This window comes from Marinospirillum sp., from assembly GCF_035271045.1.
Classification (GTDB): Bacteria; Pseudomonadota; Gammaproteobacteria; order Pseudomonadales; family Halomonadaceae; genus Marinospirillum.
On the sequence record NZ_DATESC010000023.1, the window covers coordinates 31,741 to 50,711 of the forward strand.

The following is an 18,971-nucleotide window of genomic DNA, read 5'->3' on the forward strand; positions in this document are numbered from 1 at the left end:
GATTCTCCTGATTAAGTGGTTTATTCGTTATCTTCAGAATCGTCATCAGACGAATCATTGTGATCATCGTCATTGCTCTCGTGACGGTCATCACCACGACGTCGATCTTCACGGGACTCAGAAGCCTTCATAGGCGAAGGTTCAGTTACCGCTTCATTGGTGCGAATAACCAGGTTACGGATCACAGCATCGTTGTAACGGAACACGTCTTCTAATTCGTTCATAACAGATTCAGGGCACTCAATGTTCATTAGAACATAGTGTGCTTTAGTAACCTTGTTAATTGGGTAAGCAAGGTGACGACGACCCCAATCTTCCATGCGATGTACAGCACCTTGAGCTTCAGTAATCAAAGTAGTGTAGCGCTCAACCATAGCGGGAACTTGTTCGCTTTGGTCAGGATGAACCATAAAAATTACTTCATAATGACGCATAAATGCTCCTTACGGATTAATAGCTTTTTGTACCAATTTTACTAAGGGAATGAATAACAAAAAGCAAGGAGGAAACTTCAATACCCAGCGGCTAAACTATAGCCGCTGCCATTTAAGTGAATTTCCGACCACTTAAACAAGCGCGAGATTTTAACCCCTCGCCATACCAAGCGCAAGCCTTTAAAAAACAGCGCTTGCAAAACAGCTTAAAGCCGCTGCCGCACAGCTTCGTATAAAGCAACACCCGATGCAACGGATACGTTCAAGCTAGAAACTTCACCAGCCATTGGTAATTTAACCAGCTCGTTACACACTTCGCGGGTTAAGCGGCGCATTCCACGGCCTTCTGCACCCATCACCAAAGCGACTGAACGGGTTAAGTCGGTTTGATAAATGAGCTGTTCTGCTTCACCAGCCGTACCAATGATCCACACACCATAATCTGCCAAGCTACGCAAAGTTCTGGCAAGATTAGTCACTTGAATAAGCGGTAGCGTTTCAGTTGCACCACAAGCCACTTTTCTAACGGTCGCGTTTAACCCTGCTGATTTATCTTTGGGTACGATCACTGCAGCAGCGCCAGCCGCTTCAGCGCTACGCATACACGCGCCTAGGTTATGCGGATCAGTCACACCATCTAACACCAGCAACAAAGGCGGTGTTGTAGATTCAACAAGCAGGCGTTCTAAATCAGATTCACCACCGGCTTGTCGTGGCTGTACCCAAGCAATAATGCCTTGGTGAACACCACCACCGGCTTCTTTATCAAGGGTTTCACGCGGCTGAATTTCAATTTTCACACCTGCAGCATGAGCCGTTTCAAGCAAGCCTTGCATCCTTGTATCATCACGCCCTTGCTGCGCCCAAAGGTAAGCAATATGACGTACACGGTATTTAATTAAACTTTCAACAGCATGAAAGCCAAATACAGCAGCAAGGCTTTGAGTTACTTCAATTTTGGGTCTACGTGGTTTTTTATTCACAGTATTTTTTTAGCCTTCAGTTTTTCACGTTCTTTTTTACCGGGACGACTGGCGCTTTTTTTCTTTTTCTTCTTCTTAGCTTTATCTTTTTTTGCAGCCTTGTCTTTTTTAACGTCCTTGTTAATCGGTTGATTCGCAGGGTTACTAATTAATGCGTCAACTTTTTTCTTTTTACGCGCTTTTTTAGTAGGTTTGCTTGGGTTATCAATGGCATCGCTTAAATCAAAATCTATCTTACGGTCTTCTAAATTAACGCGCGAAACAATGATTTCTACATCATCACCTAAACGGTAACTTTTGCCACCACGCTCACCGATTAAGCGCTGCTTTTCTGGTTCGAAACGGTAATAATCACCGGGCAACGCGCTAATATGCACCAAGCCTTCCACGAAATAATCGTGCAGCTCAATAAACAAACCAAAGCCTACAACCGAACTAATACGCCCCATAAAAACTTCGCCAACATGAGTCAGCATAAATTCACATTTTAACCAATCGGTCACATCACGCACTGCTTCATCGGCACGGCGTTCAGCCATAGAGCAATGCTCACCAAGCTCGATCATTTGCTGCGGTGAATAAGGCGACCACTTATCTACTTTATCAACCGGCGCGTATTCAACCCTTTGCACATTGGTGGTTTCTGTACTGCTGCGAATTAAACCCCGAATAGCGCGGTGAACTAACAAGTCAGGATAACGACGAATCGGTGAAGTAAAGTGAGCATAGGCGGTATAAGCCAAACCGAAGTGCCCTTCATTCACTGGCGTGTAAACTGCTTGACGCATAGAACGCAGCATCATGGTTTGAATAATTTCAGCATCAGGACGATTACGGATTTTACTAAACACACCTTGGTAATCCATAGGCGTAGGTTTATCGCCACCTTCTAACACAATGCCTAGCTCTGACAAAAATGCCCGCAGCGTTTCTAAGCGCTCGGCTTTAGGGCGCTCATGCACACGGTACAAACCAGCTAACTTATACTTGTCCAGAAAACGTGCCGTGGCGACGTTAGCACACAGCATACATTCTTCAATAATTTTGTGAGCATCATTGCGCGTAACCGGCACAATTTTTTCAATCTTTTTATCGCTACCAAAAACAATGCGTGTCTCACGGGTTTCAAAATCAATCGCACCCCGCGCTTCACGCGCTTGGCGCAAGGTCTGATACACACCGTGCAAATGCTGCAACGGACTGGTTAGCTGTGGGTACTGTTCACGTATTAGTTCTGCCGTAATGCTGTCTGGCTCGCTAATTAGCGCACCTACTTGCGTATAGGTTAGGCGTGCTTTTGAATTCATAACCCCTTCGTAAAACTTGTAGCGTGTTAACGCACCCGCTTTACTGATGCTCATTTCGCAAACCATGCACAAGCGATCAACATTTGGGTTAAGTGAACATAAGCCATTAGATAAGGCTTCTGGCAACATAGGAATGGTACGACCGGGGAAATATACTGACGTTGCACGCGTCATGGCTTCTTGGTCAAGTGGTGAATCCACGCCAACGTAGTGTGAAACATCCGCAATGGCGACCCATAACTTCCAACTACCCGATGCTGTTTTCTCACAATAGACCGCATCGTCAAAGTCTTTAGCATCTTCACCATCAATAGTAACCAGTGGTAAATGACGTAAATCGACCCGCTGCAACTTATCCTTTTCATTAACTTGACTGCCAAATTTATTGGCTTGTTCGAGTACCGCTGCACTCCATTCAAAAGGCAAATTATAACTACGCAGCGCCACCTCAATTTCCATACCTGCTGCCATAAAATCACCTAAGACTTCCGTGATTTTACCAACGACCATACGGCGATGCCCTGGGTGCTCAATAATTTCAACTTGAACAATCTCACCTTCACGCGCTCCGCCTAACTCGTCGGGCGGAATTAAAACTTCATGGTGTAACGACGTATTTTCTGGGACGACCACAGCAAAACCGCCTGGCTGAAACTTTAAACGCCCAACCAAGTGAGTCACGCCACGCTCTAACACTTCAACAACGGCACCTTCACGGCGACCACGTTGATCTGTACCCATTTCACGCACCAAAATTATGTCACCATCCCAAACTTTAGCCAGTTGGCGGTTGTGTAGATAAAGATCATCACCACCACCTTCAGGGATTAAAAAGCCATAACCGTCGCGGTGCGCTTGTACACGACCTTTAATTAAATCTAGCTTGTCGATCAAAGCATAAGCACGTCGACGATTAATCAGTAACTGGCTTGATCGTTCCATAGCGATTAATCGCCGTCTTAATGCTTCAATGGAAGTCTCATCAGTCATGCCATAAGCTTTACATAACTGCTCATGCGTCATAGGACGACCGGCTTCTTTTAAGCAATCAATAATGTATTCACGACTAGGCACAGGGTGTTCATAAGTGCTGGCTTCGCGGTCAGCATAGGGATCTTTATCTAGCGGCCAAGTGGCTTTCATCGGAATTAACCCTTCTATTTATGTCGTTACAAAAATGTTTGTTAAGAGTTTAACACCTTTCCACTGAGTCCTGTTTAGTGAATAGTTTTGTTTTCAGTGCTATCAACAAGCGTCTAATTTCTTCTTGAATCATTAAAAGTGAAGGAGTCAGTAGTAAGGTAATAACGGTGGCAAATAAAATACCGTAACCCAAGGCAGCAGCAGCAGGAATCAAAAATTGTGCTTGCCGTGATGTTTCACTTAATAAAGGGGCTAAACCTGCAAAAGTGGTTATGGAGGTTAATAAAACCGCACGTAATCGGCTAGTACAAGATTCAATAATGGCATCAGTTACGCCCATGCCTGTTTTACGTAAATCATTGTAGGTTGAAACCAATAATAAACTGTCGTTAATAACCACACCACTTAAAGCGATAACCCCAAATAGTGAAAGCACGCTAATGGTTAAATCATTGAGCCAATGTCCAAGAATTGCACCCACAATACCAAAGGGAATAGCAGTCATAATTAATAAGGGCTGAATATAAGAGCGCAGTGGAATAGCCAGTAGTGCATAGATAGCAAGCATAGCAACAAAAAACATTTGTGCCATCGAGTTGGTTGTTTCGGCTTGCTGTTCTGCTTCACCACCAAAATAAATCGTTAAATCTGGGTAGATTTTTAATAAATCGGAGACCACAGTTGCTTTTAAATGGTCGACTAATTCATTAGCGGCAATCACTTCTTTGTCGACTATTCCAGTCACATAAATAGCACGTAACCCATCAATTCGGGTGATGTCTGTTTGGGCATATTCTGGAATGATTTTTGCCACTGCACTCATTGGCAATACGGTATTTTGAGGTGTGCGTATTTTAGCCTGCAAAATATCTGCTTGTGTTTGGCGCTGATCTTTTGGGTAGCTAACTTTAACTGTTACTTCATCTTTATTACGCTGAAATTTTTGCACGCTGCTGCCGCCAAAGGCTTGAAAAATTTGTTTGGAAAGCGCAGCAGTATCCATACCTAAAGCACGGCCTTGTTCGGTTAGTTCAAAGCGTAATTGCGGTTCGCCGGGGCTAAGGTTGTCATCAATACCGCTGACACCTGGCATTTGCTTTAGTGCTGCTTTAAATGCCAAGCCAGCAGCAACCACTGAATCATCATCCCAAGCTTTAAGCTCAACATTTAGGTTATCAACCATTTCTCGGCTGGAGCGAATACTTAGCTGGCGTACACCTTCGGGTGACCCACTTAGCACTTTCCAACGCCTAACAAATTCTGGGGCGGTGTAAGTGCCATCGGTGTGCAGTTGAATAGTAATGCTGCCACTTAAATCATTGGATGACGAGAGTAATAAACTTTTTATATTGCTATCTGCACCCTGACTTAATTCACGGTCTGTCTGTAATGCCATCGCTTCTAGCTGCAATAGGTTTTGGTGTGTTTGCCCAAAACTGGCATCTTTTTGCATATTAATCCGTGCGGATACAACATCGCCCGGAATACTGGGGAAAAAGGAAATACGCACAGCACCCGTCATTGGCATACCCATCACCAAAATCATTAAGGCAACAAAGCCCAGCACCACCGCATAACGAAATGCCAGCGCTTTTTTAATCGCTGGTCGGTAGATATGTTGATTAAAACCTTGCAGTGCGTTATCGGCTTTTGCCTGAATATTTATCCAAATAAAGCGCCACCCCGTTCCTGTTTTACGGCGTGTATTAAGGTGCGCTAAATGCGCGGGCAGAATGAGTTTAGATTCCACCACTGAAAGCAAAAGGCAGATAGTCACAACCGTACCAAACTGAGCATAAATCTGCCCCATTCGCCCTTCAATGTTGGAAAGGGCAGTGAAGGTTGCAACGGTGGTTAACACGCCAAACAGGGTTGGAATTGCCACCTTGGTTGTGCCTCTTACGGTATTTGCCAGTGTATCGCCATGCCTTCGGCGGGTTTCATAAACACTTTCACCAATCACCACGGCATCATCCACTACTATCCCTAGCGCCATAATAAAACCAAAGGTGGTCATCTGGTTTAAAGTCAGCCCAGTAAAGCTATCGGTCATAAAAAACAAGGTGCCAAAAAATATAAATGGCAAGCCTGCCGCAACCCAAAAAGCCACCCGTATATTTAAAAAGAGCGCCAGAATAAAAAACACCATTGCGATACCGCTCATGGCATTGGATGTTAAAAGCGACAAACGTTCTTTAATAAGCAAGCTTTTGTCATACCAAGTTTCTAAATGAACATTGGCGGGCAATAAGCCACTGGCTTGCCATTCATCGGCCACTTGTTGCGCTTGCTCAACAATACGGCTGACATCGCCGTATTCATCCATCAGCACTTGTATGCCTAGGCTGTTTTGTTGGTTATAGCGCGTTAACACAGCGCTATCGTCATCAAAGGTATTTTTAATGCTGGCAAGATGACCCAAGCGAATCACGGCACCATCAGCAGTAGTCAGTAGCGGAATTTTTGCAAAATCAGCCACGCTATAGGCTTGATTAGCAACCGATAATCGCATGACTTTTTGATCGTTACGCAAGCTGGTGCTGAGCGGCGATGAAGATTCTGCATTAATGGCGTTGGCAATATCAGTCATGGTTAAGCCATAAGCTTGCAGCGTGACTTCTTCTACTTCCACACTGAGTAGAATGTCTTCTTTTCCGCTAATGGTTAGGTCACTAATAGCATCTTTAGCCAATAAATCGACTTTAATTCGTTCTGCCAATGCCTGCATCGTTGCAGATTCAGCATCGCCATACAGCTGCACCCAAATGGCATGATCTTGACGGCGGGCTTTGGTAATAACGGGTTTTTCAGCTTCTGATGGGAAATTATTAATCGCATCAATTTCGGTTTTAATATCGGTAAACAGCACGTCTAAATCGTAATTACTTTCTTTTTCAACGCTAACAGAGCTGCCATTTTTGTTAGACGTTGAAGTCATGCGCTGAATGCCGGGCAAAGCTTCTAGGGCTTCTTCAATTTTTAAAGCAATGCCTTCTTCTGCCATGCTGGGCGTGCCGCCATCATAAATTACCGAAATACGAATGGTGTTAGGTTCAAGGCTAGGAAAACCTTCTTGCCGCAGTTTACTGAAGGATAGAACACCTAAAATAATAACGGTAATTAATAGCAGGTTGGCAGCAACTGAGTTAGCAGCGAACCAGCCAATAATTCCACCGCCCGTTAGCGGCTCTGTTGGTTTATTCTGGCTACTCATAACGCTGTCTCCGCAGAAGCATCGTCTTTAATCGCGCCTTCTTTAATTGCCGTCACTCGCATACCTACAAGGTAAGTATTTAAAGGGCGAATAACGACATCAGCAGAAGTTTCACCTTCAGGCGGTTGCACATAACTAAATTGATTAGCACTAAAAAGCACCTTGGCAGGCACTTCTTTTAATACTTGTTTGTTATCAACCAGCCAAAGGGTGTTGTTTTGTGAAATGGCTGAAGCGGGCACTTTCCATAATCCAGTGAGTGTTTTACCTTCAATTTTTGCCTTAACAAAAGTACCGGGGTAAAGCGGCTGCGGTTGGTTAAGTGGATTATCCACCACCACAATAATTGAGCGCTGGCGGCTGCTGGTATCAATATGGCTGGTTGTGCGTTCTACCCTTGCTTGCCACTGTTGGTTGTTTTCTTGGCTAGAAAGTGTCACCAACCAAGGTTTAGTGTTCAGTGATTCTAGGTTGGGTAATAAACGCCACTCATTGGCAGATAAAGGAATAGCAATTTCTAGTTTGTCTTTGCTGTAGAGGGTGGCAATTTCTGCACCTTGTTGCACATAGCTACCCAGCTGGACATTGCGATTAACGATGATTGCATCAAAGGGTGCGCGTACTTGTGTTTTTTCTAAATCTTGTTGTGCAACCTGCACTTGGCTTATTGCCTGTTCAACTTTTGTTTGTGCTGCTATTAGGTAAGGTTCGCGCAAGACAAGTGCTGAGTCGGGTGTGCCTTCAAAGCCGGATTGTCCCCATTCTAGTTTTGCTTGGGCAACCTGATTTTCTTCTTCTAATAGGACAAGCTTGGCTTCAGCTAAATTGACCTTGGCGGTTGCTAAGGCTTGTTGGTAATTGGTTGCGTCTACTTTGGCTAACAGGGCTTGATTCTCAACCGAAAAACCCGAAGCAAATTGATCGGATAATTGGATTATTTTGCCACTAACCTCAGCTACCAGCGTGAGCTGAAATTTAGATTGTGCTTCACCAAACCCAGTAACACTGGCTTGATAGTTGTCTGCCTCAACAGACCAAACTCCTACTTCAGGGTAAACAACTTTAGCGGGCTTAGTGTTTTTAGGTACTAGGTTGCGATTAGCTGAGGCAAACTTATTGTAAGTAATAGCCAAAGGAATCATAGCCAAAACAAGGGCGGTAATAATGAGTGTTTTAAGCGTTTTATTCATGATTTAACACCGAGTCCTAGCGCTAGCCCAAGATCAATACGATTGGCCAAACGGTTGTAAGTGAGTTGCGTTAGTTGGGTTTGCAGATCAAAGGTTTTCTGTTGCACGCTAATTAAATCAAGCGTAGTTAAAAGCCCTAACCGATATTTAGCTTGGTAATGGCTGGCACTACGTTCTGCGCTGATTAATGCGTTTTGTAAGTGGTGTTGCTGGCGTTCAAGGGATTGCTCTTTGCCAAGGGCATTATTGACTTCAGTAATGGCGGTTAATAGCGTGTCTTGAAACGCTAAGTAAGCTTGTTCGGTGGTTAGTTCGGCAATTTCAGCCTGAGCACGTAGCTTGCCGCCTTGAAATAAAGGCGCGGTTAATTGACCTAATAAACTCCAAACTGGACTGGTAAAAAGTGCTTCACTGGGCGAGCTGCCAAAATCACTTAATGCCGCAGATAAACTAATCGAAGGCAGCATATCTTTATAAGCAATTTGGGTTTTATATTGGTTGGCTTTTAAGTTGTAATAGGCTTGTTGTAAATCTGGCCTTTGTGACAAATTTTGTTCAGGAAGACTAGCAAGCACTTGCATAACATCGGGAAATTCTTCAATTGAAGGCAAGGGTTGCTGGGAAGCTTGTAGCCCTAAAAGTTGACGCAAACTTCTTTCTGACCTTTTTAGGTTTTCTTGGTATTCAACCAAATTGGCACGCGTGCTGGCGCTAGTGCTACGCGCATCATCTAACTCTTTAATACTGCCCAAGCCAGCAAGGTAACGCTGAGTAATTAAATGCTCGCTATTTTCCAAAATAGCTAGGCGTTGGTATTCAACAGCAAGGAGTTGCTTGTCACGAATAAGGGTTAACCAGCTTCGCATTACATTAGCGGCTAGCACGGCACGGGCGCTCGTATAAAAACTTTCTGAATGCGCTAACTCCATTTCTGAGGCTTTAACTTGATCGGTTAGTTTTTGCCAAATATCCAATTCCCAGCTGACCGTTAAATCCGCTTTATACGCTGTATCTTGATCTTGTTCACGACTACTACTAAACCCAGCGTTAAGGGTTGGTAGTCTGGCTGCTGAACTGATGTTGCCTTGTGCGTAGGCGATTTTTAATGCTAAGGATGTTTGCTGTAGCCCTGGGTTGTTTTTTAAAGCCAGCGTGATTAATTCATCAAGCTTAGGTTCTTGAATAAGGTCGTTAAGGTAACTGGGTTGTTCACCCTTAGCCTGACTATAATCCCATTGCGTTGTTGCTGTTAAGGCTTTATCAGCAGCTGACGTATAGTCCATTGATTGCTTGCTACTGCATCCAGCGGCAAGAATAAGAAGCAGGGTTAAACTCAGTTTGTCTAGCATTCTAGTTGCCTAATGATTAACAAAGATTTTAATGATGATGTTGATACACCCTTAAAAAGGAAACACCCAAGGCACTAACACGCAAACGCTTACGCCATAAATAATGGCTAAAGGTAAACCCGTTTTTACATAATCGACATAGCGGTATTTACCTGCGCTATAGACCATTAAATTGGTTTGATAACCATAGGGCGATAAGAAAGAAGCACTGGCGGCAAAAGCCGTTGTAATCAGCAGTGGTTTAGGGTCAACACCAAATTACTGAGCAATCGCTAAACTGATAGGAAAGGACAAAGCTGCCGAAGCGTTATTAGTAATAAGTTCAGTAATCAACCAAGTAATTAAATAAATACCGACTAATGCGCCCCCTATTCCCCAGTAAGAAAATACGGCAACTATTTGTGTTGCAAGGGTAGCCGCTAGTCCAGAACTAAGCATGACTTGCGCGATGCCTAGCGCACAACCAATGATTAAAATTAATTCAAAAGGTGCGCGCCGGCGTAGTTCAGTGGCTGTTAAAACGCCCGTTGCCAAATAAATCATGAGTAATATCAGTAGGGAGTCTAGCAGATTCAATACACCTGTTGCTGCGCTCATCAGTGCAGAAAAAAAGCTGACTGCAATTAAAATGGCTTTAAAGCCTGTGTACTGATCGAGCGTTACCAAACCATTAACCACCACAAAATTTCGTCCCAAGTTAGGGCGATTTTGAAATTCTGGGCCAACCGCTAACACCAATACATCACCAGGTCTTAATGATAAGGCTTCTAACCCACCAGAAAGGTGCTGATTACCACGCTTTATAGCCACTACAGTGGCATCAAACTGACTTTGAAAACTGCGGTGTTTTATACTTTGATTAATCAGCCTTGAGGTAGGACTTAATACAACTTCAACTAGATTACGTTCACCTAAATCTGAGAGGTTTTCATCTAGCACTAACCCAGGCATCGCTTCTAGCAGGTGTACTTGACTAATATCACCCGAAAAAACCAAATGATCATTTTCTTTTAATCGCTCAGAAGACTTAAAACGAGTAATAACTTTGCCAGCTCTAACTAGCTCAACCAAATACAACGCTTCTACTTTTGTAATACCAGCCTCTTCAAGAGTTTGTCCTACCAGCGGCGAATCAGGTAAAAGATTAAGCTCAGTAAAATAGTGTTCGGCTACTTTAGGTTTGGTAATCCCGTTATCAGGTAGCGTTTTATAGGTAATCGTCAACAGCAGTACACCTATAAAAAAGATAGGTAAACCAACCAATGTAAAATCAAAAAAACCTAAGCCGGGCAAGCCTTCTTTTCTGGCTAAACCATCAATAATCAGGTTCGTTGACGTTCCTACTAGCGTTAAGACACCCCCCAATACTGCGGCATAAGAAAGTGGAATCAGTAAACGGCTAGGCGCAATACTAGGGTTGCTTTGCACAGGCACCATTAAAGTTGCAACAACCGCTGTATTATTAGTAACCGAAGAAAGTAAGCCCGCACTGGTCATTAACTTAAACAATACAAAACGCTCTTTGCCTTTTAATAACCAATTAGCCATTTGCTGTACAAAACGGGTTTTTTCTAATGCTAAAGAAGTCAGTAACAGCAGCAATAAACTAATCACCGACTCGTTAACAAAGTTAAGCAACAATTGCTCTTTAGGAAGCAAACCACTGAAATAAACAATAAGCAGCGCCCCAGCAAAGGCATACAAGGGCTTTAAACGTGTAAAAATCAGTGTACCCACCAAACTAACCAACACACCCGCTACAATAAATACGCTCATATTGCTGATTAAAACCTGCCTTTAGTGGTACTTACTTTTTCTAATTGCCAAGCATTTGGGGTTTTAGTGGTTTCTATTTGATCTTGTATTACTTGCGGTAAACGGTGCAAAAAGTTTAACCCTGTTGCGGTTTCTACTTCGCGCACAGTAGTTACAAATTGTGCCAATGGCTCATAGCCTTTTACGTCTTGCGGCACAACAAAAGCCAGCACTTCTAATGGACGATTGTGTGAAGGTGGAGCGATAAATATTTTATAAAATGCATCCGGTATTTCTATAAACTTGCCCGGTATTCTTTGAATATTATCATCAAAAATAGGCCCCGTTATTACCCAAACTTCTTTTTTAAGCACGGCAAAATGATCCATCGCTGACTGCTCCATTCTTTGCCACACGCGACGGTTTAAATTGGGGGTTTGTGGACTGATGTTAGTCATTAAAAAAGTTTTTAATTGGGCTTCTCTGCCATGCACTTTAGCAATCGCATAATTAGGCGCTAAATGGCCTCGGTCATAACCGCTGCCAGTATAATCGCCGTGTTTAACTCGCATAATGCTGCGCCAATCCTCATCAAAACCCGAAGGACGAGCGCCACTACCACCCGCTTCTTTAGCTTCAAGGCGATAAGTCACCCACAAAGGATTCATACGAATATCAGAATAGCCCACCATAAACCCAGGGTTACGCAATACATGGTGCCAACGCTGCCAGTCTTTCCAATCTTGGGCAATGGGTAAACCTGCATAAGCATGGTATTCACGCTGCTGCACTTCTTGCCAATAGGTAAAACCACCGCCCAACATAACAACCACTAACAACCATTTAGGTAATTTTAAAAGCTTTTTTATTCTCATTACTCTTTAACCAAATCCTGCAATTGTCCCGTTGGGTCAAGTAAATCTAAGCGCTGTCCTACACTAGGCGCTTGGGCATGAGTGTAAGGTTTTATCGCTTCAATTAAAGCCGCTTGTGCTTCAGTTTCACCGTGAACCAAATAAAGCTTGGGCGAATCATTAAAGCAACGGTACCAGTCAATTAAACCTTGTTGGTCAGCATGGGCAGAAAAACCATTAATCGTATGCACTTTTGCCTCAACGTTAATTTCTTCACCCCAAAGTTTAATGGTTTTAGCACCATCAACAATCCTTCGACCCAAAGTATTACGCGCTTGAAAACCAACAAAAACCAAGTGATTGCCTTTACGCCAGACATGATTTTTTAGATGATGACGAATACGTCCACCTTCACACATACCGCTGCCTGCAATAATAATGGCACCACTTTTTATAGCATTAATCGCAATGGATTCTTCAGGTGAACGGGTAATGTGCAAATTAGGCAAGCTGCCTTTTTGTTGATGCTTAGCCCACATTTCGCGGCTTTCAGCGTCATATAAATGGCTATGATGCGAATAAACTTCAGTGGCCTCTATTGCCATAGGGCTATCAAGGTAAATTTGCCAATCACCCATTTTCCACTCTTGATAATACTTAGCAAACAAATAAAGCAACTCTTGCGTACGACCCACAGCAAAAGAAGGAATTAATAGATTGCCGCCCGACAGTCTGGCATTATCAAGCACCTCACCCATTTCTATAAAGCTTTCTTCCCAACTACGGTGACAACGCCCACCATAGGTACTTTCTAAAAGAACCACATCGGCTTCTCTGACACAAGCAGGGTTACGCAATATCGGCGCACCGGCATGGCCTAAATCGCCAGAAAAAACCACTTTTCGTGTTGCGCCGTTTTCTTCTAAAGTCAGTTGAACAATGGACGAACCCAAAATATGCCCAGCATCAAACAAAGTAACCGTAATGCCATCAGCAATTTTTAATGACTGAGCGTAGTCCATACCACGAAAATGTTTTAACGCTTTTTCAGCATCTTGCGTTGTAAAAAGTGGCTCTAGGGCCGGTAAACCTTTGCGTTCACGTTTACGATTAAGCGTATAAGCATCGCGCTGGGCAATGTGTGCAGCATCCATAAACATAACGCGGCACATTTCTTGGCAGGCACGCTGAGTATAGATTTTGCCTTTAAAGCCTTGCTTAATCAGTAAAGGAATTCGACCGCAATGGTCTAGGTGAGAATGGCTAAGCACCACAGCATCAATGTTGCTAGGATCAAAAGGAAAGTCTTGGCGATTAGCTTCGTCCTCTTTTACCTTGCCACCGCCTTGCATAATGCCGCAATCTAACAAAATGGTTTGTCTGCCAACTTTTATTAAATGGCAAGAGCCCGTAACTTCCTGTGCAGCGCCCCAAAAGTCTATATGCATTTGATCCCCATTATTTTTAGTAGAATACAGCATCAAAGAAGAATATTTTTATACCCTGTTTACTAGGCTAATGAAAGTATATTTATTATTGCCACTGACCTAAAATAAAAAACTAAATACCTTGCTCGATCTAGGATGGAACTTGAGCTAATAGAGAAAAATAAATCAGTAACAGCTTTTTAATCTAAACTCTTTTGAATCCATTTTGGAGATTAACTCTTATGCTGCTTCGCAATAGCCTACGCAATAAACTTATTGCTACAGCGTCGGTTTCGACCTTCCTGCTGATTTTAGTTTTAAGTTTAACCTTACTGCAAATGCACCGCGCTGAACAACGCTTTATTAAATTTCTTGACCGTGATGAAGCAGCCATGACTCAGCTAAACTCAATGTTGGCGGATGGTTTGTTAGCCGGTATATCCATTCGTAATAAGTTACTTAACCCAACTTTAAAACAGCCTCGTACCGTCACTGAAAGTGCGATAAAGCGGGTCAACGAAAATATTATTTTATTAAAAAACGTTTATTTAGATGATGCTGCATGGCAACAACAGCTCACTCAATTAAGTGGTCTCTGGCAAACCAATCAGCAAGCTAAATTGGATGTTTTAACCTTAATTGAACAAAACAAATTACAAGACGCTGAAGTGCATTTAGTTAAGGTAGAGCACCCAGGTTGGTTTGCTATTCGTAACCAGCTACAAGATTTAGTAAAAATTCAGCGTGATCGTTTTACTCAAACGCGTAATAAAATCATTGATCAGGGTAAAAACGACATCACCCTAGCTTTAGCTTTAGCCTTAACCAGCCTTATTATTGGTGGTTTATTATTGCTAATTATTAGCCAGCGCATGGTGATGAATTTACGCAACACAGTTGCAGCCATGAAAAATCTAGACAGTGAAAACTCTGATTTACACTACCGTTTGCCGGTAAAAAGTAGCGATGAAGTAGGTCAACTAGCCGAAACATTTAATGCCTTTATGACCCGTTTACAACAGCTAATAAGCGATGTAACCAGTACTAGTTATAAGGTACGCGAACAGATGCGGTTGGTTTCTGAAACATCAACACGCTCATCGAATGAAATTAGTAACCAGCGGGCTGAAACCGACCAAGTAGCAACGGCTATGACCCAAATGTCAGCATCAGTGCATCAAGTGGCTTCTCATGCCAACGAAGCAGCCGAAGCGGGTAATCGTGCCGACGTAGCAGCCAAAGAAGGTCAGCAAGTAGTTGCCAATACGATTGAAACCATCAATCAACTGGCTGAAGAAATTGGTCACAGTGCAGCAGCGGTACGTAAACTAAACGATGACAGTCAGCACGTTTCTGAAGTGTTAGAAGTCATTAACTCGGTGGCTGAACAAACTAACTTATTAGCCTTAAATGCAGCCATTGAAGCCGCGCGTGCAGGTGAACATGGGCGTGGCTTTGCCGTGGTTGCCGATGAAGTGCGCTCTTTAGCTGAACGTACCCGTACCAGTACTCAAGAAATTCAGGCGATTATTGACCAGTGGTTAACCCAATCATTAAAAGCCGTCAAAGCAATGGAAGCTAGCCAAATTAAAGCCGATGCAACCATTGAGCAAGCCAGCCTTGCCGACGTTGCTTTAAATGAAATTAACTTTGCGGTGCAACAAATTCACGAAATGAGTATTCAAATTGCCAACGCAGCTGAAGAGCAATCGTCGGTTGCTGAAGAGATTAGCCAACGCCTCGTTGCCATTGACCAACTAGCCAATACCAGTGCTGAATCAGCCATAGAAACGCTGAATGCGGGCGAAGCAGCACAGCAGTTATCACGCCATTTACGTGACTTGGTGGAACGCTTTAAAATCTAATGCGCTTTATTCTTAGCCCGTATAAAAATAAAAAGCAGCAGTAAAAAAACGCCCTTAGCGATTAACTAAGGGCATTTTTTAGTTTAGAGCAAGTACTAATTCGTATTAAGTAACTGCTGAATTATTAGCTAAAAGCGCTGGGCTAACAGCAGCTAATAAAGCATTTAAATTAGCACTCACCGTGTCTTCACTGATTGCAACGCCTGCGTAGGTTTGCTCGCCTACTTGCACTTGTAAATAAGTCGCAGCTTTGGCTTCACTGCCGCTTGAAAGGGCGTGTTCGCTGTATTCAGTAATGTGAACAGGGCTGCCTAGGCGTGTTTGTAAGGCTTGACTTAACGCGTGCAAAGAACCCTTGCCCGATGCTTCTAGCGCCCACTCGTTACCTTGTTGGCGAACGACAGCGGTTAGCTGATCGCTGCCATTTCTTTCTAATTTATAGCTAACTAACACGGCTAAATTAGCATTGTTTAAATATGCCTGCTCAAAGGTTTCCCAAATTTCGTTACGCTGCAATTCTCTTGCCGCCGCTTCAGTACGCGCTTGTACTTTTTTAGCAAATTCTACCTGTAACCAACGCGGTAGCTGTAAGCCATAATCATTTTCTAGCACATAAGCCACGCCACCTTTACCTGACTGGCTGTTAATGCGAATCACCGCTTCATAGCTGCGCCCTAAATCTTTTGGGTCAATCGGTAAATAAGCCACATTCCAACCGGCTTCTTCTGTTTGGCAGGTTAACGATTTTTTAATCGCATCTTGATGGCTACCCGAAAAAGCCGTGTAAACCAGTTCGCCCACATAAGGATGGCGTGGATTGACTGCAATTTGGGTGCATTCTTCCACAACTTCAATAATTTCTTCAACATCCGCTAGGTTAAGCTTTGGGTCAACGCCTTGACTGTACAAATTCATGGCTAGCGTAATCACATCCATATTGCCCGTGCGTTCGCCGTTACCCATTAACGTGCCTTCCACACGGTCAGCGCCAGCCATTAAGCCTAATTCTGCTGCTGCAACGCCACAACCACGATCATTGTGAGTGTGCAAGCTAACTTCAATGCAAGAACGCTGCTGAATAGTGCGACAAAACCATTCGATTTGGTCAGCAAAAATGTTGGGGGTCGACATTTCTACCGTGGCAGGTAAGTTTAGAATGATTTTATTTTCTTGGGTTGGCTGCCATTCTTTAACGACGGCATCACAAATCTCGACGGCAAAATCCAATTCAGTGCCGGTAAAGCTTTCGGGTGAATACTCTAAACGCCACTGAGTTTCTGGGTGCTTGGCAACACGTTCTTTTACAAGGCGTACACCCGATACAGCAATGTCTACAATGGCTTGACGACTCATACGAAAGACTTGTTCACGCTGCACTTTTGAAGTCGAGTTATACACATGAACAATGGCTTGTTTAGCACCTGCCAGCGCTTCAATGGTGCGGTCAATTAAGTGTTCTCTGGCTTGGGTTAATACCTGCACAGTAACATCGTCAGGAATCATTTTTTCATCAATCAGCGCCCGTACAAAATCAAAATCAGGCTGCGATGCAGCAGGAAAACCCACTTCAATTTGTTTAAAACCAAGTTTAACCAGCAGCGTAAATAAGCGCTTTTTTTGTTCGACCGTCATAGGATCAACCAGTGCTTGGTTGCCATCGCGTAAATCTACGCTGCACCAAATAGGCGCGTTAGTAATCATTTGGTCAGGCCACTGGCGGTCTTTTAATGGCACCGGTGGAAAAGGGCGGTATTTAGTGTGGTCAAAGGCTGACATACGAATTTCTCACTGCGAGTTAAAAATGAATAAATCAAGGGTCTTGTATAGAAGGTAAGTAGTTTAACCGATAGCTAGCGCTAGATAATTGCTAAGATGCTTCTAAAAAAACATATTCTGCATAAATATTGCTAAAAAATAAGTTTTTTAAGTTTATTATTGCTGAATATAAATACTTAGTGGAATAAAACCATGAAAACAACCAACAATGTAAAACTTGACCGTACTGACCGACGCATTTTGGCAGCGCTGCAAAAAAACAGCAGTATCAGCAATCAAGATTTGGCTGAGTTGGTGGGTTTATCGCCCTCGCCTTGTTCACGACGGGTTAAGCAATTAGAAGACGAAGGTTATATTAGTGGCTATGTGGCACGGCTTAATCAGTCTAAATTAGGATTAAAATTAACGGCTTATATTCAAGTGGCTTTAGATCGCCACACACCTGACCGTTTTTTAGCATTCGACCGTATCGTCAATCATTGCCCAGAAGTTGTGGAATGCTCGCTAGTGACAGGGCAATCTGCGGACTACACGTTAAAGGTAATCGTGCCTGACATGGAGAAATTCCAAGAGTTTTTACTGAATACTTTAACGCAAATCCCCGGTGTTACCGGCGTGCATTCCAGCTTTGTGATGCGGAAAGTCGTCGATAGCACCGAGGTGTCTTTACAGCACCTATAAAGCCGTCATCAGCAAATAAGTCGTGTAACCAACATAACAAGCCACTAAAAATGCACCTTCAAAGCGATTAATACGCCCTTGTGCTTTTTTATAGCCATAACCCAACACAAATAAAGCAAGTGTTAAAAATACCATCGCCATAACATCGCGCGAGAAAACCTCTGATCCAAAACTTAACGGGTGGATCGCGCCAGCAATACCCACTACAGCCAAGGTATTAAATAGGTTTGAACCTAAAATATTACCCAGCGCCATGTCATGTTCACCTTTACGTGCGGCTGCAACGGATGAAGCCAACTCGGGTAAAGAAGTACCGATAGCCACAATGGTTAGACCAATAATTAAATCGCTGATGCCAAATCCTTGAGCAATTTCTACCGCACCCCACACCAGCAAACGCGAACTAGCCACCAGCAGCAGCAAACCAACCACCAGCCACATAACGGCTAACTTTAAAGTTAAGTCTTGACTGGCAAGCTCTTGTTCCATGTCATCGCCAAGGCCATCGCCACCTTTTTTTAGGCCACTCCAAATTGTCCAACCCATCACAAGAAAAAATACACCCAGCAATATAACAGCATCTAAACGGGTTATTTCACCATCCCACACTTGATAAGCGGCCAACAAGGTAATGCCTAGCAGTATGGGTAACTCTTTACGAATAATGCTTGAATGCACAATAACCGGGCTTATTAATGCGGTAATACCTAAAATAAGCGCAATATTAGTAATGTTCGAGCCATAAGCATTGCCCAAAGCCAAGCCTGGATTACCTTGTGAAGCCGAGATAGCTGAAACCACCATTTCTGGTGCTGAAGTTCCAAAACCAACCACCACCATACCAATCAGTAATGGCGGTACACTAAAATAGTTCGCGGTAGCCGCAGCACCATCCACAAAACGATCAGCGCTCCACACCAGCACAGCGAGTCCTGCTAAAACGGCAAGTCCTGCTAATAACATTCATTCCCCCTTACGCTTAATGAATAAAAC

The 18,971-nt window shown here is 43.4% G+C and carries 13 protein-coding genes; 2 read left to right on the plus strand and 11 right to left on the minus strand.

Annotated features, from left to right (window positions below; all coding sequences use genetic code 11):
- Positions 1 to 20: 20 nt before the first annotated feature.
- From rpsF to VJY63_RS09215, 9 genes are all read right to left on the minus strand, one after another.
- Entirely contained in the window at positions 21 to 434 is a 414-nt protein-coding gene (gene rpsF, locus VJY63_RS09175) for a 30S ribosomal protein S6 (protein ID WP_324050164.1), read from the minus strand.
- Between the two features lie 206 nt (positions 435 to 640).
- Positions 641 to 1,417: a 23S rRNA (guanosine(2251)-2'-O)-methyltransferase RlmB gene (gene rlmB / locus VJY63_RS09180; protein ID WP_324050166.1), complete on the minus strand. Its 777-nt coding sequence runs from the start codon at positions 1,415 to 1,417 to the stop codon at positions 641 to 643.
- Positions 1,414 to 3,867 carry a ribonuclease R gene (gene rnr, locus VJY63_RS09185; protein ID WP_324050168.1) on the minus strand — a complete coding sequence of 818 codons (2,454 nt, stop codon included), beginning with the start codon at positions 3,865 to 3,867 and terminating at the stop codon, positions 1,414 to 1,416. The genes rlmB and rnr overlap by 4 nt, the downstream gene beginning before the upstream one ends.
- 49 nt (positions 3,868 to 3,916) lie before the next feature.
- Entirely contained in the window at positions 3,917 to 7,081 is a 3,165-nt protein-coding gene (locus VJY63_RS09190) for an efflux RND transporter permease subunit (protein ID WP_324050170.1), read from the minus strand.
- Positions 7,078 to 8,271 carry an efflux RND transporter periplasmic adaptor subunit gene (locus VJY63_RS09195; RefSeq protein ID WP_324050171.1) on the minus strand — a complete coding sequence of 398 codons (1,194 nt, stop codon included), beginning with the start codon at positions 8,269 to 8,271 and terminating at the stop codon, positions 7,078 to 7,080. The genes VJY63_RS09190 and VJY63_RS09195 overlap by 4 nt, the downstream gene beginning before the upstream one ends.
- Positions 8,268 to 9,620 (minus strand): TolC family protein, encoded by a 1,353-nt coding sequence (locus tag VJY63_RS09200; protein ID WP_324050173.1) that lies wholly within the window; start codon positions 9,618 to 9,620, stop codon positions 8,268 to 8,270. Before VJY63_RS09200 ends, VJY63_RS09195 begins: the two co-directional genes overlap by 4 nt.
- Positions 9,621 to 9,878: 258 nt before the next feature.
- Positions 9,879 to 11,396, minus strand: coding sequence for an SLC13 family permease (locus VJY63_RS09205; RefSeq protein WP_324050175.1), 1,518 nt, complete (start codon positions 11,394 to 11,396; stop codon positions 9,879 to 9,881).
- 8 nt (positions 11,397 to 11,404) lie between these two features.
- Positions 11,405 to 12,250 (minus strand): DNA/RNA non-specific endonuclease, encoded by an 846-nt coding sequence (locus tag VJY63_RS09210; RefSeq protein WP_324050177.1) that lies wholly within the window; start codon positions 12,248 to 12,250, stop codon positions 11,405 to 11,407.
- Entirely contained in the window at positions 12,250 to 13,677 is a 1,428-nt protein-coding gene (locus VJY63_RS09215; RefSeq protein ID WP_324050179.1) for an MBL fold metallo-hydrolase, read from the minus strand. The genes VJY63_RS09210 and VJY63_RS09215 overlap by 1 nt, the downstream gene beginning before the upstream one ends.
- 221 nt (positions 13,678 to 13,898) lie before the next feature.
- On the opposite strand from VJY63_RS09215, the gene VJY63_RS09220 reads away from it, so the two are divergent.
- Entirely contained in the window at positions 13,899 to 15,521 is a 1,623-nt protein-coding gene (locus VJY63_RS09220; RefSeq protein WP_324050181.1) for a HAMP domain-containing methyl-accepting chemotaxis protein, read from the plus strand.
- A gap of 105 nt (positions 15,522 to 15,626) precedes the next feature.
- Here the strand turns inward: VJY63_RS09220 and leuA are convergent, their stop codons facing one another.
- Complete coding sequence (gene leuA / locus VJY63_RS09225) at positions 15,627 to 17,297, minus strand: 2-isopropylmalate synthase (protein WP_324050183.1); 1,671 nt, start codon at positions 17,295 to 17,297, stop codon at positions 15,627 to 15,629.
- 192 nt (positions 17,298 to 17,489) lie between these two features.
- On the opposite strand from leuA, the gene VJY63_RS09230 reads away from it, so the two are divergent.
- Positions 17,490 to 17,978 (plus strand): Lrp/AsnC family transcriptional regulator, encoded by a 489-nt coding sequence (locus VJY63_RS09230; RefSeq protein WP_324050184.1) that lies wholly within the window; start codon positions 17,490 to 17,492, stop codon positions 17,976 to 17,978.
- On the opposite strand, the gene VJY63_RS09235 is transcribed toward VJY63_RS09230, so the two are convergent.
- Positions 17,973 to 18,941 carry a calcium/sodium antiporter gene (locus VJY63_RS09235; protein WP_324050186.1) on the minus strand — a complete coding sequence of 323 codons (969 nt, stop codon included), beginning with the start codon at positions 18,939 to 18,941 and terminating at the stop codon, positions 17,973 to 17,975. The two genes, VJY63_RS09230 and VJY63_RS09235, sit on opposite strands and share 6 nt — an antisense overlap.
- Positions 18,942 to 18,971: the final 30 nt, after the last annotated feature.